This window comes from Ruegeria sp. BI12 (genome assembly GCF_056537985.1).
The window spans coordinates 55,618-75,845 of record NZ_JBQFSL010000001.1 but is presented as its reverse complement, the minus strand read 5'-3'; the positions used below and the strand labels follow the sequence as shown (position 1 = coordinate 75,845).

Annotated in this window: 22 protein-coding genes; 10 read left to right on the top strand and 12 right to left on the bottom strand. The window is 57.2% G+C overall.

Features of this window, described 5'->3' with window-relative positions; all coding sequences use genetic code 11:
• Window positions 1–4: 4 nt before the first annotated feature.
• The 5 genes from ACR0AK_RS00400 to lpxK all read left to right on the top strand — a co-directional run bounded on the left by ACR0AK_RS00400 (window position 5) and on the right by lpxK (window position 6,057).
• Window positions 5–1,528: a DUF2125 domain-containing protein gene (locus tag ACR0AK_RS00400; protein ID WP_480792017.1), complete on the top strand. Its 1,524-nt coding sequence runs from the start codon at window positions 5–7 to the stop codon at window positions 1,526–1,528.
• 175 nt (window positions 1,529–1,703) lie between these two features.
• Window positions 1,704–3,050, top strand: a complete 1,347-nt coding sequence (locus ACR0AK_RS00395) for a TldD/PmbA family protein (RefSeq protein ID WP_480792016.1) — start codon at window positions 1,704–1,706, stop codon at window positions 3,048–3,050.
• Window positions 3,037–3,837 carry a 3'(2'),5'-bisphosphate nucleotidase CysQ gene (locus ACR0AK_RS00390; RefSeq protein ID WP_480792015.1) on the top strand — a complete coding sequence of 267 codons (801 nt, stop codon included), beginning with the start codon at window positions 3,037–3,039 and terminating at the stop codon, window positions 3,835–3,837. Before ACR0AK_RS00395 ends, ACR0AK_RS00390 begins: the two co-directional genes overlap by 14 nt.
• On the top strand, window positions 3,834–5,069 hold the full coding sequence (locus ACR0AK_RS00385) for a 3-deoxy-D-manno-octulosonic acid transferase (RefSeq protein ID WP_480792014.1): 1,236 nt from the start codon (window positions 3,834–3,836) through the stop codon (window positions 5,067–5,069). The genes ACR0AK_RS00390 and ACR0AK_RS00385 overlap by 4 nt, the downstream gene beginning before the upstream one ends.
• On the top strand, window positions 5,056–6,057 hold the full coding sequence (lpxK, locus tag ACR0AK_RS00380; RefSeq protein WP_480792013.1) for a tetraacyldisaccharide 4'-kinase: 1,002 nt from the start codon (window positions 5,056–5,058) through the stop codon (window positions 6,055–6,057). Before ACR0AK_RS00385 ends, lpxK begins: the two co-directional genes overlap by 14 nt.
• Window positions 6,058–6,090: 33 nt before the next feature.
• On the opposite strand, the gene ACR0AK_RS00375 is transcribed toward lpxK, so the two are convergent.
• Both ACR0AK_RS00375 and ACR0AK_RS00370 read right to left on the bottom strand, forming a co-directional pair.
• Window positions 6,091–6,753, bottom strand: coding sequence for a DsbA family protein (locus ACR0AK_RS00375; RefSeq protein WP_480792012.1), 663 nt, complete (start codon window positions 6,751–6,753; stop codon window positions 6,091–6,093).
• 14 nt (window positions 6,754–6,767) lie between these two features.
• A complete protein-coding gene (locus ACR0AK_RS00370) occupies window positions 6,768–7,274 on the bottom strand; it encodes a DUF721 domain-containing protein (RefSeq protein ID WP_480792011.1) in 507 nt (168 codons plus the stop codon).
• An 81-nt stretch (window positions 7,275–7,355) separates the two neighbouring features.
• On the opposite strand from ACR0AK_RS00370, the gene mutY reads away from it, so the two are divergent.
• A complete protein-coding gene (mutY, locus tag ACR0AK_RS00365; protein ID WP_480792010.1) occupies window positions 7,356–8,411 on the top strand; it encodes an A/G-specific adenine glycosylase in 1,056 nt (351 codons plus the stop codon).
• 59 nt (window positions 8,412–8,470) lie between these two features.
• Window positions 8,471–9,607 (top strand): alkane 1-monooxygenase, encoded by a 1,137-nt coding sequence (locus ACR0AK_RS00360; RefSeq protein WP_480792009.1) that lies wholly within the window; start codon window positions 8,471–8,473, stop codon window positions 9,605–9,607.
• An 82-nt stretch (window positions 9,608–9,689) separates the two neighbouring features.
• On the opposite strand, the gene ACR0AK_RS00355 is transcribed toward ACR0AK_RS00360, so the two are convergent.
• The 4 genes from ACR0AK_RS00355 to ACR0AK_RS00340 form a co-directional block, all read right to left on the bottom strand.
• Window positions 9,690–11,072, bottom strand: coding sequence for an adenylate/guanylate cyclase domain-containing protein (locus tag ACR0AK_RS00355; protein ID WP_480792008.1), 1,383 nt, complete (start codon window positions 11,070–11,072; stop codon window positions 9,690–9,692).
• Window positions 11,073–11,216: 144 nt separating this feature from the next.
• Window positions 11,217–12,317 (bottom strand): DNA methyltransferase, encoded by a 1,101-nt coding sequence (locus tag ACR0AK_RS00350; RefSeq protein WP_480792007.1) that lies wholly within the window; start codon window positions 12,315–12,317, stop codon window positions 11,217–11,219.
• A gap of 107 nt (window positions 12,318–12,424) precedes the next feature.
• Window positions 12,425–13,042: a ribonuclease HII gene (locus tag ACR0AK_RS00345; protein WP_480792006.1), complete on the bottom strand. Its 618-nt coding sequence runs from the start codon at window positions 13,040–13,042 to the stop codon at window positions 12,425–12,427.
• Window positions 13,043–13,153: 111 nt separating this feature from the next.
• Complete coding sequence (locus ACR0AK_RS00340; protein ID WP_170563587.1) at window positions 13,154–13,627, bottom strand: hypothetical protein; 474 nt, start codon at window positions 13,625–13,627, stop codon at window positions 13,154–13,156.
• A gap of 177 nt (window positions 13,628–13,804) precedes the next feature.
• Here ACR0AK_RS00340 and ACR0AK_RS00335 point away from each other — a divergent pair, with 177 nt between their 5' ends.
• The 3 genes from ACR0AK_RS00335 to ACR0AK_RS00325 all read left to right on the top strand — a co-directional run bounded on the left by ACR0AK_RS00335 (window position 13,805) and on the right by ACR0AK_RS00325 (window position 16,442).
• Window positions 13,805–14,089 (top strand): hypothetical protein, encoded by a 285-nt coding sequence (locus ACR0AK_RS00335; RefSeq protein WP_170417271.1) that lies wholly within the window; start codon window positions 13,805–13,807, stop codon window positions 14,087–14,089.
• Window positions 14,061–14,762, top strand: coding sequence for a winged helix-turn-helix domain-containing protein (locus tag ACR0AK_RS00330; protein WP_170563590.1), 702 nt, complete (start codon window positions 14,061–14,063; stop codon window positions 14,760–14,762). Before ACR0AK_RS00335 ends, ACR0AK_RS00330 begins: the two co-directional genes overlap by 29 nt.
• A 108-nt stretch (window positions 14,763–14,870) precedes the next feature.
• Window positions 14,871–16,442 (top strand): DUF427 domain-containing protein, encoded by a 1,572-nt coding sequence (locus ACR0AK_RS00325; RefSeq protein ID WP_480792005.1) that lies wholly within the window; start codon window positions 14,871–14,873, stop codon window positions 16,440–16,442.
• 87 nt (window positions 16,443–16,529) lie between these two features.
• Here ACR0AK_RS00325 and ACR0AK_RS00320 read toward each other — a convergent pair whose 3' ends face one another.
• From ACR0AK_RS00320 to ACR0AK_RS00295, 6 genes are all read right to left on the bottom strand, one after another.
• Window positions 16,530–17,321 carry a DUF1217 domain-containing protein gene (locus ACR0AK_RS00320; protein WP_480792004.1) on the bottom strand — a complete coding sequence of 264 codons (792 nt, stop codon included), beginning with the start codon at window positions 17,319–17,321 and terminating at the stop codon, window positions 16,530–16,532.
• The gene (gene flbT, locus ACR0AK_RS00315) at window positions 17,321–17,719 is read right to left on the bottom strand and encodes a flagellar biosynthesis repressor FlbT (RefSeq protein ID WP_109310643.1); all 399 of its coding nucleotides are present in this window, start codon (window positions 17,717–17,719) and stop codon (window positions 17,321–17,323) included. Before flbT ends, ACR0AK_RS00320 begins: the two co-directional genes overlap by 1 nt.
• Window positions 17,719–18,093, bottom strand: a complete 375-nt coding sequence (gene flaF / locus ACR0AK_RS00310; RefSeq protein WP_480792003.1) for a flagellar biosynthesis regulator FlaF — start codon at window positions 18,091–18,093, stop codon at window positions 17,719–17,721. The genes flbT and flaF overlap by 1 nt, the downstream gene beginning before the upstream one ends.
• Window positions 18,094–18,170: 77 nt before the next feature.
• Window positions 18,171–19,382 carry a flagellin gene (locus tag ACR0AK_RS00305; RefSeq protein ID WP_170417286.1) on the bottom strand — a complete coding sequence of 404 codons (1,212 nt, stop codon included), beginning with the start codon at window positions 19,380–19,382 and terminating at the stop codon, window positions 18,171–18,173.
• Window positions 19,383–19,593: 211 nt separating this feature from the next.
• Window positions 19,594–19,953, bottom strand: a complete 360-nt coding sequence (locus ACR0AK_RS00300; RefSeq protein ID WP_170563603.1) for a flagellar biosynthesis protein FlgN — start codon at window positions 19,951–19,953, stop codon at window positions 19,594–19,596.
• Window positions 19,937–20,218, bottom strand: a complete 282-nt coding sequence (locus tag ACR0AK_RS00295) for a rod-binding protein (RefSeq protein ID WP_480792002.1) — start codon at window positions 20,216–20,218, stop codon at window positions 19,937–19,939. The genes ACR0AK_RS00300 and ACR0AK_RS00295 overlap by 17 nt, the downstream gene beginning before the upstream one ends.
• Between the last annotated feature and the right edge of the window lie 10 nt (window positions 20,219–20,228).

Below are 20,228 nucleotides of genomic sequence, written 5' to 3'. Positions count from 1 at the left end.
TGTAATGTCCGTTTTCCTTCGCCGCAGTTGCGGTGCTGTATTGGCTTATGCCGTTATCACACAAGGCGCACTTGCCGACCTGACCTCGCAGGATGTCTGGAATGACTGGAAAACCTATCTGGGTCAGATGGGTTATACCGTTTCAGGCGACGAATCCGTTGCTGGAAATGTCACAACGATTGCCAACATGGCCATGTTGATGGACTTGCCGGAAGAAGAGGCAGCTTTTCAGATGGTCATTCCAGAAATGACCCTGACTGAAAACGGCGACGGTACAGTCAGTATTGGTTTCCCCGAGAATTTCCCGATGACCATATCCGGAGAGGGGGAAGGCGAAAAGTTTTCGGTCAATATCGATTATTCGCAGAGCGGGATGACCATGGTCGTTTCGGGCTCTAAGGATGAGATGACTTACGATTATTCCGCCGACGCGCTGGGGATCAAGCTGGACGATGTTACCGTGGATGGCGAAAAGATGCCCGCTGAAGCGCTGGCCCTTAACCTGAACATGACCGAGCTTGCGGGCAGCTCGCTGATGAAAATCGGCGAAAACCGTGACATCGATCAGAAGTTCACCGCGGGCGGTATGACCTATGATATGGCATTCAAGGACCCGGACACTGGCGATGCGGCCAAGATTGACGGCTCGATGAGCCAGCTGGCGTTTGAAGGCACAAACGTTATTCCGTCTGGCTTCGACATCTCGGATCCGCAGGCCTTTTATAAGGCGGGCTTTTCGTTCTCGGGTCTGTTCACCTACGGATCCGGCCAGAACGCCATCGCGGGCACCAGCGAAGGTGAATCATTCTCGGTCGGAAGCGAGTCCCAGGGCGGCAAATTTGGCGCCAGCATCGACGCCGAACGCCTTGCCTATGACATCGAGCAGAACAGCGCAAAAGTTGCAGTGACGACCGCCGATCTGCCTTTCCCAATCGAAATCGCGATGGAGAATGCCGGGTTCAAGTTTGAAATTCCGGTACAGGAATCCGAGGAAATCCAGCCGTTTGGTTTCGCGATGAACCTGACCGACTTCACCATGTCGGATATCTTGTGGAGCATGTTCGACCCGGCAGGCGCCCTGCCGCGCGATCCGGCGACAATTGCGCTGGACACGACCGGAACCGCCAAGGTTCTGATGAACATCTTTGATCCGGCCGCTGTTGAAGAACTGGATGCATCTGACATAGCACCGGGTGAGCTGCATTCGCTGAAAATCAACGAGTTGCTGGTATCTCTGGTCGGCGCCAAGCTGACCGGCGAAGGCGATTTCACCTTCGATAACTCCAACACCTCGGAATTCGACGGGATGCCCACGCCGACCGGCGTTGCCAAGCTGAAGCTGAATGGTGCCAACGCGCTGATCGACAAGCTGATCGGGATGGGGCTGGTGTCAGAAAGCGACGCAATGGGCGCGCGGATGATGATGGGTCTGATGGCTGTGCCGGGTGACGAGCCCGACACACTGAATTCGGAAATCGAGTTCACCGCAGATGGTCAGATTCTGGCGAACGGCCAACGTATCAAGTAACACTTTGGGAAGGCGGCATCGCCGCCTTCCCAAACCGGCGCTTGGTGCAAATTCCGGCACCGGGTGGATCAAGCCGATCGTCCTTTCAACTCAAATTGCTCAACCTAAAATAGCTGCAGGCCTTGCGAGACCGGCAGTCCAAGGCTAGGTCGAATGCACACAGACCGGAGGCCTCATGACCCGCACACCCGAAGAAATCAGCCATAACCTGCTGGACGCGGCCCGCAAGGCCGGGGCCGAAGCGGCGGATGCTATCGTTCTGGACGGCTCTTCGGTTTCGGTAGAGGTGCGCAATGGCGCCTTGGAAAACGCCGAACGATCCGAAGGTGCCGACCTGGGGCTGCGTGTTTTTCTGGGCAAGCGGCAGGCAATCGTTTCAAGTTCGGACAGCCGTCCCGAAACGCTGACGGCGATGGCGGAACGTGCGGTAGCGATGGCCAGCGAAGCACCGGAAGATCCCTTTACAGGTCTCGCCGCGCCCGACCAGCTTGCAAAAGATTGGGATATCTCGGCACTGGAACAATTCGACCCAACGCCCGAGCCATCAGCAGAAGCGCTTTTGCAAGATGCACTGTCCGCCGAAGCCGCCGCTTTGACCATAGAAGGCGTGTCCCAAGTATCAGACGCCGCGGCCGCATATGGCACTCACCGCGTGCATCTGGCTGCCACAAATGGCTTTTCCGGGGGATATTCCCGCAGCAGTCGCTCGACCTCTTGCGTGGCCATCTCTGGCGAAGGCACGGGGATGGAGCGTGATTATGACGGCGACAGCCGAACGTTTCAAAACGACTTGCGCAGCCCCGATGAAATTGGCCGAACAGCAGGTGAACGCGCCGTTGCGCTGATTGGGGCACAAAAGCCCGCGACAGGTACATTCCCGGTTCTGTTTGACGAGCGGATTTCATCTTCGCTGATCGGTCATTTGCTGGCCGCCAGCAACGGCGCAGCAATTGCCCGTGGCGCGTCTTGGCTTAAGGACAGTCTGGGAGAGCAGGTGCTGCCAGAACATCTGTCGCTGCTCGAAGACCCGCACCGCCCGCGAATCTCGGGTTCGCGCCCGTTTGACGCCGAAGGTTTGCCGACACAACAAAGGGCAATCATTGAAGACGGGGTTCTAACCGGGTGGACGCTGGATTTGTCCAGCGCGCGGAAACTGGGCATGAACTCAACCGGTAATGCGGCCCGCGGCGTGTCAGGTCCTCCGTCACCAAGCAACTGGAACCTCAGCCTGACCCCGGGCCAGCACAGCCGCGACGATTTGGTGCGCGATATGGGGACCGGCCTGCTGGTGACCTCGATGATCGGGTCGACAATCAACCCCAACACCGGCGATTACTCACGCGGGGCATCGGGCTTTTGGGTCGACAACGGTGAGATTACCCACCCGGTCAACGAATGCACAATCGCAGGCAATTTGCGCGACATGCTGAAACGGATAATTCCGGCAAATGACGCTCGCACGTATTTGTCCCGCGTGGTGCCATCGATCCTGATCGAAGGAATGACACTTGCCGGCAACTGACCTGCAACTGCTTATTGACGCCGCATTAGAGGCCGGAAAGATCGCCACACGGTTTTCGGGGGCCACTGCGGAACGCTGGGATAAACCCGACGGCGCCGGTCCCGTGACTGAAGCCGATCTTGCCGTCAATGCGATGCTTGAACAAATGTTGCCTGCGGCACGTCCGGGGTATGGCTGGCTTAGCGAAGAGACCGAGGATTCACCGGACAGGCTGTCAAAAGACCGCGTTTTCATAATTGACCCGATTGATGGGACCCGCAGCTTTGCCGAGGGTTCGCGGACCTGGGCTCATTCACTGGCCGTCGCCGAGCAGGGCGTGGTCACAGCAGCTGTGATTTACCTTCCGTTACGCGACCTGCTTTATGCGGCGGCTAAAGGTCAGGGCGCCACACTGAACCAAGAAACGATCAATGTCACCGAGCGTTGCGCGCTGGACAGCGCCGAGGTTTTGGCCGCGAAACCGAACTTGCAACCCCGGCACTGGCGTCAGGGACAGGTGCCCGAGTTCAAACGGAACTACAGGCCGTCGCTGGCATATCGCATGGCGCTTGTCGCGCAGGGGCGATTTGACGGGATGATGACGCTTAGGCCCAGCTGGGAATGGGACATCGCCGCGGGTGATCTGATCATTCGCGAAGCCAGTGGCATGTGCTCGGACCGGGCGGGCCAGCCCCTGCGATTCAACAACGCACTTCCGCGTTTGAACGGTGTGATCGCTGCGGGTTCAGGTGTTTATGGACTACTGTCGGAACAACTCGAACCGGAAAGCCCTGGAATCGCACCATGAGCAAGCCACGCTCGTTAAGCCTTGCCGCGTATCGCGTGCTGTCCTGGGGTATGCAGAATACCACCAGCAGCGGCGAGATTGCGCGGCCTGAAGGTGAGGTACTGTGGCTGCATATCAATGCATGGGAACGTCACCGTGCCATTATTGATTTTTGCCAGCGGCTGCAGCAAGCCCGACCAAACCTGTCGGTGGTGCTGACCGCGCCGCCCGATGCGGATCTGACCCGATGGGCCAGCAGCGGATACCCTCTGGTCAACCTGCCCTCTGAACAAACCGGTGCTGCGCGCGCGTTTCTGGATCATTGGCGGCCAGATATTGGCATTTGGGTTGGAGGCGGCCTGATGCCAAACGTGATTACGCGCGCCGATGAACGTGGGATTCCCCTGATGTTGATCGAAGCAGAAGCGGACGTGAAAGTCGCACGAGGCGGCCGTTGGCTGCCTGACATAACCCGATACACGATTGACTGTTTTCAGACGATCCTGTGCACGACACCGGACACCGCCCGCCAGGTTCGGCGGCTTGGCATTGCGTCGAACAAGGTGAAAGAGGCACCCCCCCTTCACGTCAGTCCCAACCCGCGCCCGTGGCCCGAGGACGAGTTGATCGAAGTAAACCATTCGCTGTCCGGCCGACCGGTCTGGCTGGCTGCATGGGTGCAGGACAAGGAATTTATCTCGGTCCTCAGCGCCCATAGGCAGGCAATGCGCATGCTTCCGCGTTTGGCTTTGGTCCTGCAAGTGGCCGACATTACAGAAGCCGGGCCGCTGCACCGGCGGCTTGAGGCAATGGATCTGCGATGTACCAACTGGGACGAAAGCGGAACGATCGAGGACATGACACAAGTGATCCTGTCCGCCGTGCCCGAGGATCTGGGCCTGTGGCACCGTGTATCGCCGGTGACCTTCATGGGCAGCTCACTGGAACGCGGAGCAGGAGGCGCAGACCCGCTGATCGCCACGGCGCTGGGATCAGCTGTTATCCACGGCCCGTTTGTGCACAGCCAACAACAGCTTTACGATCAGCTTGACCGGGCCGGTGCCGCGCGCACCGTCAGATCCGCCACCGAGCTGGGCGATGCAGTGGTCGAGCTGTTGGCGCCGGATCAAGCTGCCAATATGGCACTGGCGGGTTGGCGAATAGTAACCGAAGGTGCACCACAGGCGGATCACCTGATCGACTTGATACAGGACTATCTGGACCAGCGGAGTGCGGATGATGCGAGCACCTGATTTCTGGAATACCGCGCCAGATCGGCTGGACTTGCGCGCGCGGCTTCTGGCGCCGCTTGGTCGGCTCTATGCCAAGGCAACGGCCCGCCGGATCGCTTCCAGGACTGGTTTAAAACCTGGAGTCCCTGTCATTTGCATCGGCAATCTGAATGCTGGCGGTACCGGCAAGACGCCGACCGTGATCTGGATGATCGAGCAATTGCGCGATGCCTGGCATGAAACGCATGTGGTCACCCGCGGGCACGGTGGTTCGCTCGAAGGGCCAGTACGTGTTGACCCCGGCAAGCACACTGCAGCGCAGGTCGGGGATGAGCCGCTGTTGCTGGCGGCTTTTGCCGATGTTTGGGTTGCCAAGGACCGCGCTGCAGGAGCCCAGGCAGCTGCGGCGGCAGGTGCCACAGTCATCGTGTTGGATGACGGGTTTCAGAACCCCTCGGTGGCTAAGGATTTCTCGGTCATCGTGGTGGATGCGGCACGCGGTTTCGGAAATGGGCAATGCCTGCCGGCTGGCCCCTTAAGAGAACCGGTGGAAATCGGATTACAGCGCGCTGATCTGGTGTTGTCCCTCGGCGACGCGGATGCCCAAACCGAATTCGCCGATCGTTGGGGACAAAGACTGACTGTTCCGCATGCCACAGGCGCGGTTGAGCCGCTGCAAACCGGCATGGATTGGAGCGATACTCAGGTTCTTGCCTTTGCGGGCATCGGCCATCCGGAAAAGTTCTTTGCCACGCTGCGCCAACAAGGCGCGACGCTACTTCGAGCCGAGGCGCTGGACGATCACCAGCCGCTGACGCCTGCTCTGATGACCCGCCTTGAAAACGAAGCGCGGTTGTTAGGTGCGCAGATGGTGACCACGGAAAAAGACGCCGTGCGCCTGCCTGCCGCGTTTCGCAGCAAGGTCATTACGCTACCTGTTCGGTTGAAAGTTGCCGAGGCCGAGAAGGTGAAGCAGATTCTGCTGCAAATTGCTCCATCACCAAAGTAGGTGACCGGCCCTTGGCGAGCCGGCCAACAGCAATCAGCTGCCAAGTTCTTCTTCGATCAGCTTCTTGAAGCCCTCGTAGGATTGATTGTCGACCTTCTTGCCGTTCACGACAAAGGACGGGGTGGCCTGAACGCCGTCACGTTCGGCATTTTCCTGATACCACGCCACCAGCGTCTGCGCGCGGGTACCGTCCTGCAGGCACGCTTCAAGCTGGTCATTGTCGATACCCGCCAGACGGCCGATTTTGCGCAGCTCGTCGACGATTTCGGCGGGGCCGCCGGCTTTGGTCCATTCGGACTGACCTTCATAAATCAGGTCCGAGATACCAAAGAACTTTTCGGGACCGCCGCAACGCGCAACCATCGACGCCCACAGGCCATAGCGGTCAAAATAGACCTCACGATAGATGAACTTCACTTTGCCGGTGTCGATGAAGTCTTTCTTAAGCTCTTTGAACGCACCATTGTGAAAATTCGCACAATGAGGACAGGTGTAGGAGGCATATTCGATGATCTCGACCGGCGCGTCTTCGGCGCCCAGTGTCATTTCGACGATGGTGGACGTGTCCAGATCAGCCTCTTGCGCCTCGGCGCTGCTGATCAGCGGATTTACTGAATTGGAATTTGACAGCGACAGCCAATAGCCGCCAGCGGCCACGGCGACGGCCGCACAAATTCCGGTTGCAATACGGCTCATTTCTCAGCCCTTTCTCAGCGTTTTTGCTTGGATAAAACGTTACGGCCCAGGCGTTCAAGGGCTGCGCGCAAATCACCATCTGTGACATCTTGCGCCGCCCGGTCCGCCTCGGCTGCGATTTCCGGTTCGATCTTGGGTTTTGCTTGTTTCGGCTTGTGGTCGAAACTGGCCTGCCCCTCGGCAAATCCTGTCGGAGCGGTCTGAGTGATGCGTACCCGGCTGATCGCATTGTAGCCATAGACCGCATTCACCTTTCCGCGCAGCTGTTCCTTTTGCATTTCCAGCATCGGGGCCTGCGGGCCAGTTGTCAGCACCGTCAGCGTTGCACCGATTCCGCCCTTCCCATAGCCCACGTTCACCGGCCGCGCGATGGCAGCTATATCCTGTCCAACGATTTCGGACCAATGGGTCAACAGGCGTGACACAGCAAAGCCCCGGCTTTCACCGGCGCGCCTGATCTGGTCGTTCAGCAATGTCGCGGTGCGTTTAAACCCGCGGGTCGAAGAACGTCTGCGCTGCATCTGGTTTCCAACTCCTGCGCCGCTATTGTAAAGGGCGGGACAACGGGCGCCAGCGAAACCCGACAGGGAGATAGATAAAACTTGCGTGACTCCGGTGAATTTGATGTGAGCAGCGCGCTGCTGGGCTGGTACGACCGCCATGCGCGCGAGATGCCATGGCGTGTGGCCCCTGCCGATCGGGCTGCAGGCGTGATGCCTGACCCCTACCGCGTTTGGTTGTCCGAGGTCATGCTGCAGCAGACCACCGTTGCAGCGGTACGCGACTATTTTATGCGGTTCACAAACCGGTGGCCGGCAGTTCAGGCCCTGGCAGCGGCCCCGGATGATCAGGTCATGGGGGAATGGGCCGGCCTTGGATATTATGCGCGCGCCCGCAACCTTCTGAAATGCGCAAGGGTCGTAGCTGACGACTATAGCGGCCAGTTTCCTGATACCTATGATGCGCTGCTTAAATTGCCCGGTATCGGCCCGTATACCGCCGCCGCGATCTCAGCCATCGCTTTTGATCGCCCTGAAACCGTGTTGGACGGCAATGTCGAACGGGTGATGGCCCGCCTATACGACATCCACGACCCGCTGCCCGGGTCGAAACCACTGCTAAAAAGCAAAGCTGCAGTGCTGACGCCTGTCACCCGACCCGGAGACTACGCACAGGCGGTCATGGATTTAGGAGCCACAATCTGCACACCAAAATCTCCGGCCTGTGGGATCTGCCCCGTCCGTGACCCCTGCGCATCCCGCGTGGCAGGAACGCAGGCCGAACTGCCGCGCAAATCACCTAAAAAGCCCAAGCCAACCCGATATGGCCATGTCTATATTGCCCAAGGCGATAACGGAGCCTTGCTGCTGGAACGCCGCCCCGACAAAGGGCTGCTGGGCGGGATGCTGGGCTGGCCCGGTTCGGAATGGACAGACGCGCCGGCTGAGGTCCCGCCATTTCCAAGCGACTGGCAAGTGTTACCAGGCGAAGTGCGTCATACCTTTACGCATTTCCACCTGATCCTGCGCATCTGGACAGCCACGCTGCCAGCCGACAGGCCGCAGGGTGACCTGATTATCATGGACAAGCACGCGTTCCGACCCAGTGACCTGCCTACGGTCATGCGAAAAGCATATGATCTCTGGCGCTCTACGTAACCCATTGTGCGGCCTTGTCGGGTGAGGCTAGTCTGCCAGCAGTTTCTCGGAGCGAAGCGATGATCGCATCAGAAAGTCTGTCACGTTGGCAAGCAGCGTTGCCGTACTGGGTGTCCCTCCTATTGATCCCCATTATCTGGCTTACCGCGTTTGCCGGTGGCTGGTGGGTCTTGCTGGTGCCACTTTCGACCTGGTGGGTATTCGCGGTTCTGGACCAGCTGACGGGCCTAAACCTCGAAAATGTCGACCCTGACACACCAGACAGCAGCCTGAAATGGTACGTTCTGCTGACCAAAACATGGGCCCCGATTCAGTTTCTAACTCTGTTTGGACTGATCTGGTACGCAACACACACCGATCACCTGTCCGTTCTGGGCAAAATTGGCTTGTTCTTCGGTATGGGCGTGATCTCCGGCACCATCGGGATCAACTACAGTCATGAACTGATGCACCAGAAGGGGCGACTGGAACGTTGGCTGGGAGATGTCCTTCTGGCCATGGTGCTGTATTCCCACTTCCGGTCAGAACACCTGCTGGTCCACCACCGCTACGTCGGGACCCCGCGCGATCCGGTCACAGCACGGTACAACGAAGGGTTCCACCGGTTTTACCCTCGGGTGCTGTGGCAATGCCTCGTGTCCGCGTTCCGCGCGGAACGGGACAAGCTGGCGCGCAAGCAACGCCCTTGGACCGACCTGGCGAACCCGTTCTGGCGCTATTGGGCGCTTCAGGCGGGTATGCTGGCGTTGGCTTTCGTGCTCGGGGGATGGTCGGGCGTTGCCCTGTTCCTGGTGCAGGCAGGCGTCGCCATATGGCAACTGGAACTGGTGAATTACGTCGAACATTACGGCCTGACGCGCAAACACCTGGGCGAGGGAAAATACGAACACGTCCAGCCGCGCCATTCATGGAACGCCTCGCAAAAAGCGTCGAACTGGCTACTGATCAACCTACAACGCCATTCTGACCACCACTACAAACCCAACCGGCGCTTTCCGTTGCTGCAGCATCACTCGGAGGACGCGGCCCCGCAACTTCCCTATGGCTACCCTGTGATGACTGTCGCTGCGATGATCCCACCACTGTGGCGTCGTGTCATGAACCCCCGCGTACGTGCGTGGCGGAGACAGTATTATCCCGAAGTCACCGACTGGAAACCCTACAACAGGTCTTTAAACCCACTGCCGCGATCCTGACCGCGGCGCGCTCGGGCGCTGCACGGCCCAACGGGATGCCATGCATCTTCGATGCGTGGCAGATCGGCGGGAGCCGTTGGACCTAATGGACCCAAATATCCATAGCGCCCTGTACCCCGCGGACAGGCTGGTTTTCATGCCTCGCAAAACCGGCCATGAGGTCGGGTGCGTTGTTACCTTCCAGAATTACTTTCGCTCGCACCGCATCGCTCAGCACTACGCGAGCGTCAAGATCGCGGGTCAACGCCTCAAGTTTGGCAGAGACATTCACCGCATCTCCGATGACCGCAAATTCCAATCGGTTCGCCCCAATATCTCCCAATACCACCGACCCGTAGTGAACCCCTATGCCCACGCGGATTTCCGGCTCGCCTGCCCGCCGCCGCTCCAGATTCCAGCGATCGATTACATCCACCATATCCAGCGCGCAAGCCACCGCGTTGCTGGCATCCAGTGGGGTTGGCACCGGCGTTCCGAAGGTGGCCATCAAACCGTCCCCAAGATATTTGTCCAACGTGCCATGGTGACGAAACACTTCCGTTTCCATTCGGGCGTGAAAGCCGCGCAGCAGTTCGATGACGTCATACGGGTCGCGCCCGGCCGCGAATTTCGTAAACCCTACGATGTCTATGAACAAAACGGCGATGTCTTCTTTGCGAACCTGCTTGAGCGGTTCATCATTCTGGCTGAGCTCGTCCACGACATTTGGCGAGAAGTATCGCGACAGGTTAGCGCGTTCCCTTTCAAGCCCTGCATTCGTCATCAACAACCGGTTGAGCCGCCGCATGGAAATACCAAGCGTGACCGCAACCATCAGAAACACGATCACCTGCTGTATACGTTGAGGAACCATAAAGCTGTTGGGATCCAACAGAACTGCAACATCGGGATACCCTGCCAATGCCTCGGCCACGCGCTCACTGATGCCCGGAATTGGCGTAGCCACCCACCAGGCGATAATCCAACCCACTGTCCACATCATCGCGGTCCATGTCCCGATAGCCACGACCGTGCGCCACGAATAGGCCAAGGTTCCTGCCGCAAGAATGATGAAAAAATACTGGAAGTTGTCGAACCGAAATTGCATAGCCAGCGGTCGCACATCATCGCTGAACGGATTGGGCACAATCATCCCCAGTGTCATGATCAACAGATCGACAAAAATCAGCAACAGTTCGACCCGTGACTGCCCAACACGCCCGGCACGCCGGATCAGCCAACCATTGGCGCAGATCAACAACAGAATGAAGTGATACCACAGAACATCCCAATTGGTGTTCAGGTAGATCAACAGAATGCCGGTCAGCCCCATCGCCACCCAGCGGGCACGAACGGCCAGCTCCAACCCTTCGCGCTTATGCCGCTCCAGCGCTGCTTCGGTGTATTTGTTGTCCAGATCATACTCATCCGGCTTGGTCACAAAGAACCGCCCAAATCGGGACTCGCTGGCTGTAACATCCGACATGGCCGAGGCTCCTCACGTGCTCAACAGTGTAAGAAATCTCATATCGGAACCGGGGGACGAATAAAACAAAAGACCCCGCCGAGATCGGCGGGGCAAGGCTTAGTGCCTTGTGTCAGGCCACAGGCACCGGCGGTGTTCGTTCAATCAGTTCATTTCGGCCCGGATCTGTTGGCGCAGAACGTCGATCGGCACTGTTTTGCCATCGCGTTTGAAGCACCAGTAGGTCCAGCCATTGCATGAGGGTGCGTTTTCCAACTGCGCGCCCACTTGATGGATCGAGCCTTTGACGTTGTTACCCACCAGCGTTCCGTCCGCACGCACTTTGGCCTTGTGACGCTGATTCATGGAATAAAGCTCTTCACCCGGACGCAACATACCGCGTTCGACCAGTTGGCCGAAGGGCACGCGTGGCTCGGCGCGTTTGCTGGCGCTGACCTCCAGCGCTTCGCGATCGAATTTCCGGACTTTGGAGATGCGTTTCTCAGCAACCTTGCGATAGCTCTCCTCGCGTTCGATCCCGATGAATTCGCGACCTAGCATCTTGGCGACAGCACCGGTTGTGCCCGTACCAAAAAACGGATCCAGAATAACATCACCGGGGTTGGTCGAACCAATCAGGACACGGTGCAGCAGCGATTCCGGCTTTTGCGTCGGGTGTGCTTTGTCACCGTTTTCATCCTTGAGACGCTCGTGCCCGGTGCAGATCGGCAGAACCCAGTCGCTGCGCATCTGTACGCCTTCGTTAAGCGCCTTCAGCGCTTCGTAGTTGAAAGTGTACTTGGCACCCTCACGCTTGGAGGCCCAGATCATTGTCTCATGCGCATTGGTGAAACGCTTGCCACGGAAATTCGGCATCGGATTCGATTTGCGCCAGACAACATCGTTCAAAATCCAATAGCCCGCGTCCTGCAGGGCCGAACCCACGCGGAAGATGTTGTGGTAAGACCCGATAACCCAAATCGCACCATTGGGTTTCAATAGACGATGCGCCGCCTTCAGCCATTCACGGGTAAATTTGTCATAGACAGCAAAGCTTGAAAACTGATCCCAGTGATCATCAACCGCGTCTACCTGGCTGTTATCGGGGCGATGCAGCTGGCCTTTGAGTTGAAGATTGTATGGCGGATCTGCGAAAATCAGGTCAACCGACGCCTCGGGTAGACTGTTCATCACATCGATGCAGTCGCCAGATAGAATCGTGTTTAAAGGGAGCGCTTTTGCGCCCTTTTTAGTGGTTGTTGTCATTCTACTGCCTCAAGTATCCACGGCGCTTTTGCGCTCATTTGGTTGAGACAAGGATGAGTCAAAGTCGATTCGCCGTCAATTTCTTTTTTGAATCAGCAGCTTACGATTTACTCTTGATACAAGATATTGTGTACCGGCTTGAATGAACGCCTATGATGTGGGGTCACACCAAGATTTTGCAGCGCTTCCCTGTGTTGTTTTGACGGATAGCCTGCATTCTTCTCCCATCCATAGCCGGGATGCTGTTGCGCCAAATCCACCATCAGTTGATCGCGCCAGTTTTTGGCAATAATAGAAGCCGCCGCAATCGACACGGAATGCGCGTCGCCTTTGACTACCGCCTGCGCCGGGATCGTCAAACCGCGAGGGATCATGTTTCCGTCAATCAGCAGATAGTCCGGCGGAGGATCAAGGGCCGCAACCGCTCGTTCCATCGCCAAATGCGAGGCACGCAAGATGTTGTGTTGGTCAATCTCGGCAACCGAAGCATCGGCAATGGCGAATTCCGCGCGGTCACGAACGGCAGCGTCCATTGCAACGCGCCGTTTGGCCGTCAGCTTCTTGGAGTCATTCAGCCCCTCGGGAATATCTTCGGGGTTCAAAATCACGGCAGCCGCAACCACTGGCCCGGCCAATGGTCCCCGCCCCACCTCATCCACACCGGCAATGCGTACATATCCTTGCGCCACTGCCGCCTGTTCAATCGAATAATCTGGCGTTGTCATACCAACCGAAAACCGCGTTTCGCGCCCCGCCGCAAGACAAAAAAGAGAGGGCGGCTTGCGCCACCCTCTCCCGCGCGGTGCTTCTATGGCTCCGCTCCTGCTCGAAAGTGATTACTTGTAAACGACGCGGTATCCTTTCTGGCGCAGGCATGCGGGTTCGTATGCCCGCTTCACCTTATTGCCGTTCCAGAAACCGACCTTGCACTCTTGCGGCAGGCTATTGGCATGTTTGTAGTGCTTCTTAAGGCAATTCGGTGCCAGAAGCGGATGGTTGTTCGAATACGTATTGAATGTGCGCAGACATTGCTGCGGCAGATCATACCTCGCCACATGCTGCGGCAGGGGGCGTACCGGGTAGCTGGGCTGCGCTACATAAGGTTGGGGCGTGTAGGTTTGATGACGCGTTGTCCGGGTTCGGTTCTTGCGTTTTTCCTGATTATAGTAGTGGACCCCTGCCCCGATGATCGCAATAGCGGCAAGCCCGCCAAGGATGTCCTTGGCATCCGCAGCCCGCGCCTGCGAGGCTGAGACGCCGGTGATGGCAACAGCAGTAGCGACGATAATAGCGATGAACTTCCGGTGCATGATGCGTGTCCTTCCTAGTGTTTCGGGGCGATCCGGCACAGACCGCAAACGTGGTGCCCCAACACTGGGTCCGCACCCTTCAGACAAGCAATAACGAGCGGTTGTTATCCGATATCACGCCCCTCAAACCCCTTAGGTTATTGAATATCGTGCAAACCCATGCGCAGGATGCAGCCTATGAAACCGATCCTCTCTTCTCTGGCCGTTGCGGCCCTGATATCGCTTGGTACCGCCGCGTCGGCAGAGTGCTATGCGGACTACAAGGCCAAGCAGGACAACCCCCTGCGGCTGCACTATGGCGTGATGCAGGTTTCGGCCTGTGACAAAGGCCAGGCCCAACAAGAAGTCTCGCAACGCCTTAGCGCGTCGGGCTGGACCTTGTTGAACGTCATGTCTGTCTTTGGGCCGGAAGGATTGGATAAAAGGAAGGCCAATGCCGGACAATTCTATCTCCGTTACTGAAGCCAGACGGTCAGGAACAAGACTGGTCGGTGCGGGTATTGCGGCGATCATCCTGATTCTCGTCACTGCCGCCATCTTTTTGTTCTGGACCCTGCCGGACGCCAACGCCTTTAACGCGCGCGTTGAACGGCTATTTGTCGAAAGCGATCTGACCTCGCAGACTGAAATTCGCCTGTTGGAGATTTTGGCCCAGTCCGGCACCGCCTTTGCCGATACGCTGTCCAGCTATCGTATGGTGATATTTGTATTGCTTGTCTTTGCCAGCGCCATGCTTGTGACGGCGCTGGTTTTTCTGGTGATGCTAGTGATGCTGAACCGTCGGATGGCGCAAATTGAACGAACTGGTATTCAAGTGACATCCTTGCTGATCAGTCGCGAGGAAAACACCGTCTACCTGAACAATATGGATTTCAAACTGACGCCCGCAGCGATGGAGACATTGTCCGTCCTGGCTGAGTCTCGACTGGATGATGAGGTTCTGTCCGGTGTTCAGATCGAGGCGATGATCTCGGGCAAAAGCGCCGCCGACTGTGACGAAGCTGCCGGCGCCACGCGGATCAAACGGTTGCGTGATGCCTTGGGCAATCAGATGGTCAGCGAGCTGCTGGTCAAGAACATCGCCAAGAAAGGCTATATGCTGTCCATCGAAAAGGATGTAATCCAGATGGTCTGATCCGACGGGGTTCCGCAGCTATCGCACGATAAAAATGCCGAGACCGCCCCTTGGAAATCCCCTTCACAAGGCCCATCCTATAGTGACCCCGGGCCAGGGAGGATGATGATGAACGTCCACGCCACAGCAAGACCAAAGGGCTATGGGATCTCGGTCGAACGGTTAAGCGGTAAAATTGCGATTTACCGGGACCAGGACCTTTTAGCCGAAAGCAGCAAAGCCAAGGTCATGTATGAAACGCGGCTGCCGCCGACGATCTACATCCCGCGCGAGGACGTGCTGGTGGATCTCAGCGACGAGACCGAACTGCAAACCTTTTGCCCCTTCAAGGGCACTGCGACCTATCACGACGTCATCCTGGATGGTGAACGACTGGCCAATTCCGTTTGGGCCTATGAGGAGGCGCTTCCAGAAAGCGCCGCCATTCAGGGGCATATCGGATTTTTGCCCAACGCGTATACCCGGATAGATTTGGGCGATAACCAGCTCCGGGAACCCGAAGACGGCAATATCAGTGGTCCTTTGATCGATTGGCTAATGCGTGGGGCGTCTGCGAATGACACGCCTGAGGCATTCACCAAAGCGCTGGCCGAGAAAATGCTGGAACATGGGATCGCCATCCAGCGCCTGAGCATCCTGACATGGTCCCTGCATCCGCTGATAGCGGGCAAGCACTACATCTGGGAAAAGGGCGAGGCCGAGATTTCGACCAATGTTCCGACCTACGAAATCCACGACCACCCGGCTTATATCAACAGCCCATTACGTCATGTGTCGAACGGGCTGGGCGGCGTGCGACAGCGGCTGAACGCGGAAAACCCCCATAATAGCTTTCCAATCATGGAGGACCTGCGTGAAAAAGGGGCGACCGACTATGTCGCCATGCCGTTGCCGTTCTCGGATGGACGTACCAACGTTCTGACCCTGACCTGCGATCACCCGGACGGTTTCACGACGGAAAACCTTGGGCTGGTGTTCGAATGCTCGCTGGTGATCGCCCGGTTTTATGAGGTTTTCATGCAGCGAGAGAACGCTCAGGTCCTGCTTGAAACCTATGTTGGCAAACGCTCGGGCGCGCGCGTCTTAGGGGGGGAGATCCGGCGCGGCGACGGGGATGAAATTGATGCCGCCATCATGTTCTGTGATCTGCGCAATTCGACCAGCTTGGAAGAGAAACTGGGGCGCACAGACTACATCAACCTTCTGAATGACTTTTTTGAAACCGTTTCTGGCATCGTGCATGAAAACGGCGGCGAAGTCCTGAAGTTCATCGGTGACGCGGTCCTTGCCGTATTTCCAGCGGGTGAGGATTCAAAAAACGCCCGCGAAAACGCACAGCGCAGCGCCATCAACATCGTGGAAAAGTTGGGAGAGTTGCGCCAGTCAGGTTCCGACAACCATTGTGATTGCTCAATCGGGGTTGCCTACGGGCGCGTGACCTACGGCAATGTCGGTTCACGTGAACGGCTGGACTTTACCGTGATCGGACAAGCCGCGAATATCGCTGCGCGTCTGGGTGAATATGGAAAAACCAAAAACCACAGGATTGTGGTGTCTGCCGATATTGTGCCCGCCTGCGCCAATGCGCTGCCTCTTGGCGACGTCAAGCTGCATAATGTTTCGCAACCGGTCGAGTCTTATGCTCTCAGAACTTCCGCAGATGCCGTTCTGAACGCTTAAGATACAAAAAGCGCGCAGTTCAAATCAATCAGGGCCACCCGACAACGCTTCTGGTGGTCGTCGCGCGTCCGAAGCACTTTTTTTGCCTTAGACACCAAGCAGGATCAGCGCGGTCTGCGCCGGGGAAATCGCGCTTTCAAGCTGGGCGATTTGACTACGGGCAAGGAATTGATCTGTCAGCCGCTCTATTGCGGCCTTATCCTCGAATTGGGCCAGATCATCGGTCCCGGTCAGCCCTGACAACCTGTCTTTGAACACTTCCAGTTGCTTGTCGATATTCAACTGGCCAAAGCTGGACGGTAACCCCAGAGCATTTTCCATCATCCGCCGCAGCGGAGGCAAACTCATCAAATCAAACCACTTGGTATCTTTGCTGCCTTCCTTTTGAGCCAGCTCCCCCAGAGCATGCTGCGCATACAAAGCGATCCGCATCGTTTCATCTGATTCACCCACAGCAATTTCAAATCGAGACACGACGCTGTCACGTGCAATCTCTTCCATGTTGGTGATCAGCCCGGTTTTGCGCACCTCGCCCGGCCCAAACCCAAACGCCTCGGAAAACTGCCGGTACCTTTTGTCGGACAGACGATTGGACAACGCATCCTGCGCTTTGGTCCCGTCGGACAGGATCTTCTGTATGAAGTAGCGATTGTCCAAGTCGGATTCCAACCCAAAGGCCCCGAGTGCAACTTGCAACAACCGGCGATCGGACACCAATTCCTCTGCTGTCTGGACCTTTTTGATCTTCTCCAAAAAGTACTCACTGTCCCTTTTGTTGACAGAGGACGAAGAAAAACTGTCGATCTGCGCGTCATATGTCCGCTGCAGGAATCGCCAGCCGACAATGCCGCCCGAAGGTATGACCGGCTGGAACGTCATTACTGGTAGGCCATGAGCCGCTCTTCGCGGGGCAGCAGCGCGCGCAAGGCTTTAAGGCATTTGTAAAACTGCTGATCCAGAAGCGCTTGCGTTGCCTCGGACAGAACCCGGCGACTGTCGGCGTCAGTAAAGACCTGGCTCAGCTCTTCGACGCGCCGTAACAATTGTTGGCGTGCCTGATCGGGTTCCATATCTCCAGACAGCACAAGTTGAGCAGCATAGCAGACACGTCGAACCGGAGTGTTCACCTGGTCCGGGTGGATCGCATCCCGCAGGCGCAGTACATTCGCCTCAGGTGTCATGATCGAAAAACGACTACGGCGGTCTCCATTTTCCACGACTACACCGTTGATCAAAACCCGTTCTTTCGGCGCTAATTTCAAAACCAACCCTGCCATCAGGAAGCCTCCATTTGGCGAAGACCGCGCAGAACCGCCATGTTGATCTCCAACAATGGCTCAACCGAGGCTTTGTTCCCCAATACCTGGCTACTGTGCTGTTCGGTGAATTCCGCCAGATAGAATATCCGCGCACGCAGATCGTTTGGCAGCGCATTGTCAGAGTCCGTGACGCCACTGGCCAGAACGGTCCACAGTCGCCGGTTTTCGTGCAAAGCCTGCACAAACGCGCCGAAATCTGATTTTTGGCGGGCCGCGGCGGCCTTGAGCCTGCGCGTGATTTTCGAGATCGCCTCGTATTCCGTATCGCGCGGGGTGCGCGTTGGCGCGGCGGTCTGTGAATATGCTCGTTGTGCGATGGCTTGCGGGGTCACGTAAAATCCTTCCAGTAGTCTGTCACTTGGCGGTCAGTATCGGGGCGCGTTGCCGCGCCCCGACCATGTTCCTGAACTTAGCGGAACAGTGACAGAATCGACTGCGGTGCCTGATTTGCGATCGACAGCGACTGGGTTGCCAGCTGTTGCTGAACCTGAAGCGCTTGCAGACGTGCCGAGGTTTCTTCCATATCCGCATCGACCAACGACCCGATACCGGATTTGAACGAGTCCGCCAGGTTCGAAATGAACTCTTTCTGCGTTTCGATCCGACCTTGCGAAGAACCAAAGGCCGCCGATGCATCGATCGATGTGTCGATCAGCGTCTCGATTGTGGCCAACGCGGCCGTAGCACCTGCACCGGTTGAAACATCAATGCCGGTCAATGCGCCAAGACCGCCTGAACCCGCGTTCACATACTGAGCCGAGAATGAAATGTCTGTGCCGGTGGCATTGGCAACGGACAAGGTGCCCGCGGTGCCCGAGTCATAATCAACGGTCAGGCCCGTGATACCAAGTTCATCAATTTTCGCCTTCAAACCCACTGCAACTATATCACCGGTCGTGGAGGCCGCAGCATCCGTAGCGGAAACCGTGTAGGATACGACCTGATCGTCGATCGCCAGCACAACCTTGTCGCCTGCAGCAAACGCACCACTGGATTCATCCGTTACCAGCGCAGTTGCCGAAGTTGTGCCGTTGTCAATCGTCGCACCAACGCGGTCGTTGCCGGTGGAAGACCCGGTCGACCCGTCAAAGACCTGAGCCGCCGTGTACCCGCCAGTAGAAAGGTCCTGTCCAGCAACAGTGATAGAAGACGCGGTCACGTTTCCAGAGTTGTCCCGGTCAAGAGACGCCAGGATCGATGCGGACCCCGCCGAGCCGTTAACTAGATTGAGGCCGTTGAATTGCGCGGCGTTCACAACCGAGTTGATCTGGCCCTTTAACGCGGTCACATCGTCGTTGATCTTGTCGCGATCTACGTTGTCTTCCTGTGCTGCTACGATTTTGCTTTTCATCTGGGACAACAAATCGGTGACCGTTTCGGACGCGTTACGCGCAACTGCTACGGTGGATTCACCAAGGGCCAGGCTGTCCTTGATCGCGTTGAAGCCTTTGACATCCGATTCCATGACTTTTGAAATCGCCCAGACGGCCGAATTGTCTTTCGCAGTCGCAACGTCCTTACCGGTCGAGATCGCGTTCCGGGTTGCGCCAAGATCTTTGTTGACCGACTTGAGTGTTTGCAGCGCGACCATGGCGCCATTGTTTGTCAGAATGCTGGACATTAGCTTTCTTCCTTTTCCGTTCGGGCCTTTTGCGCCCATGCTCTTCCCGCAACTAGTACGGGCTTTGACGTCTTTCTGATCGGTGCGATCTGCCGTCGGGCTGTTCGCGCCACCTGATGTATCCAGGTGCCCGAACACCTTTGACGTCGATCCCCTAACGGAGTGCTAAAGCGCGAAATTCAGAAACCTCAGATTTGAATCAAACCCGTAACTATGCTCGCTTTTCCAGCTTGGCTTGATGACGGACGGCGAATTCGCTGCGCTGACCGTCTGCGCCATATGTGCTGAATTCCTGCCGCACGCGCCGCAACTCGGCCATGCGGTTGGCTACGGCGCGAATCCCTTCGGCGGCGCTGTTCAGCAATTCTTGATTCCGCTCGACCTTTTTCTGCAGGCTGATCAGTTCATCACTTCCAAAGACATCAAGATCATTGATCGCCCCGATCAGCTTTTCCTTTTCCGGAGCCGTATGATGCAGGCGATCCAGTTCGCCTCGCACCAATGCGTTTCGCTCAAGCTCAAGAACTTCTTCAAGTGACTTTATGAGGCTGGTCTCAGGTATCTTTGGCATTGGAATTCTCCATCATGGATTGGAAGAGTGCTTCGGCCAGGCCAACACCCCCGGCCTTCGCCAGCGCACGGGCCTGATGCGGAACCAGAAACGAGGCGAACTGATCTTCGCCCGCACCTCCGCCAAAGGATTGGCGCGCTTTTCCCAAACCGGCCGACTTCAGCATCTCACCCAAAAACGCGGCCTCCAATTCGATGGCCGCTTCCTGCAATTTTTGGGAAGTGGCGGGAGTTTTAGACGGTGGAAGAGGCACAGAAACCTTCATTGCTTTCTCC

Bases quoted from the DNA above. Each gene is read 5' to 3' on its own strand.
- ACR0AK_RS00400 (WP_480792017.1), top strand. From the start codon at position 5: ATGTCCGTTTTCCTTCGCCGCAGTTGCGGTGCTGTATTGGCTTATGCC.
- ACR0AK_RS00395 (WP_480792016.1), top strand. From the start codon at position 1,704: ATGACCCGCACACCCGAAGAAATCAGCCATAACCTGCTGGACGCGGCC.
- ACR0AK_RS00385 (WP_480792014.1), top strand. From the start codon at position 3,834: ATGAGCAAGCCACGCTCGTTAAGCCTTGCCGCGTATCGCGTGCTGTCC.
- lpxK (WP_480792013.1), top strand. From the start codon at position 5,056: ATGCGAGCACCTGATTTCTGGAATACCGCGCCAGATCGGCTGGACTTG.
- ACR0AK_RS00375 (WP_480792012.1), bottom strand. From the start codon at position 6,753: ATGAGCCGTATTGCAACCGGAATTTGTGCGGCCGTCGCCGTGGCCGCT.
- ACR0AK_RS00370 (WP_480792011.1), bottom strand. From the start codon at position 7,274: ATGCAGCGCAGACGTTCTTCGACCCGCGGGTTTAAACGCACCGCGACA.
- ACR0AK_RS00360 (WP_480792009.1), top strand. From the start codon at position 8,471: ATGATCGCATCAGAAAGTCTGTCACGTTGGCAAGCAGCGTTGCCGTAC.
- ACR0AK_RS00355 (WP_480792008.1), bottom strand. From the start codon at position 11,072: ATGTCGGATGTTACAGCCAGCGAGTCCCGATTTGGGCGGTTCTTTGTG.
- ACR0AK_RS00350 (WP_480792007.1), bottom strand. From the start codon at position 12,317: ATGACAACAACCACTAAAAAGGGCGCAAAAGCGCTCCCTTTAAACACG.
- ACR0AK_RS00345 (WP_480792006.1), bottom strand. From the start codon at position 13,042: ATGACAACGCCAGATTATTCGATTGAACAGGCGGCAGTGGCGCAAGGA.
- ACR0AK_RS00340 (WP_170563587.1), bottom strand. From the start codon at position 13,627: ATGCACCGGAAGTTCATCGCTATTATCGTCGCTACTGCTGTTGCCATC.
- ACR0AK_RS00335 (WP_170417271.1), top strand. From the start codon at position 13,805: ATGAAACCGATCCTCTCTTCTCTGGCCGTTGCGGCCCTGATATCGCTT.
- ACR0AK_RS00330 (WP_170563590.1), top strand. From the start codon at position 14,061: ATGCCGGACAATTCTATCTCCGTTACTGAAGCCAGACGGTCAGGAACA.
- ACR0AK_RS00325 (WP_480792005.1), top strand. From the start codon at position 14,871: ATGAACGTCCACGCCACAGCAAGACCAAAGGGCTATGGGATCTCGGTC.
- ACR0AK_RS00320 (WP_480792004.1), bottom strand. From the start codon at position 17,321: ATGACGTTCCAGCCGGTCATACCTTCGGGCGGCATTGTCGGCTGGCGA.
- flbT (WP_109310643.1), bottom strand. From the start codon at position 17,719: ATGGCAGGGTTGGTTTTGAAATTAGCGCCGAAAGAACGGGTTTTGATC.
- ACR0AK_RS00305 (WP_170417286.1), bottom strand. From the start codon at position 19,382: ATGTCCAGCATTCTGACAAACAATGGCGCCATGGTCGCGCTGCAAACA.
- ACR0AK_RS00300 (WP_170563603.1), bottom strand. From the start codon at position 19,953: ATGCCAAAGATACCTGAGACCAGCCTCATAAAGTCACTTGAAGAAGTT.
- ACR0AK_RS00295 (WP_480792002.1), bottom strand. From the start codon at position 20,218: ATGAAGGTTTCTGTGCCTCTTCCACCGTCTAAAACTCCCGCCACTTCC.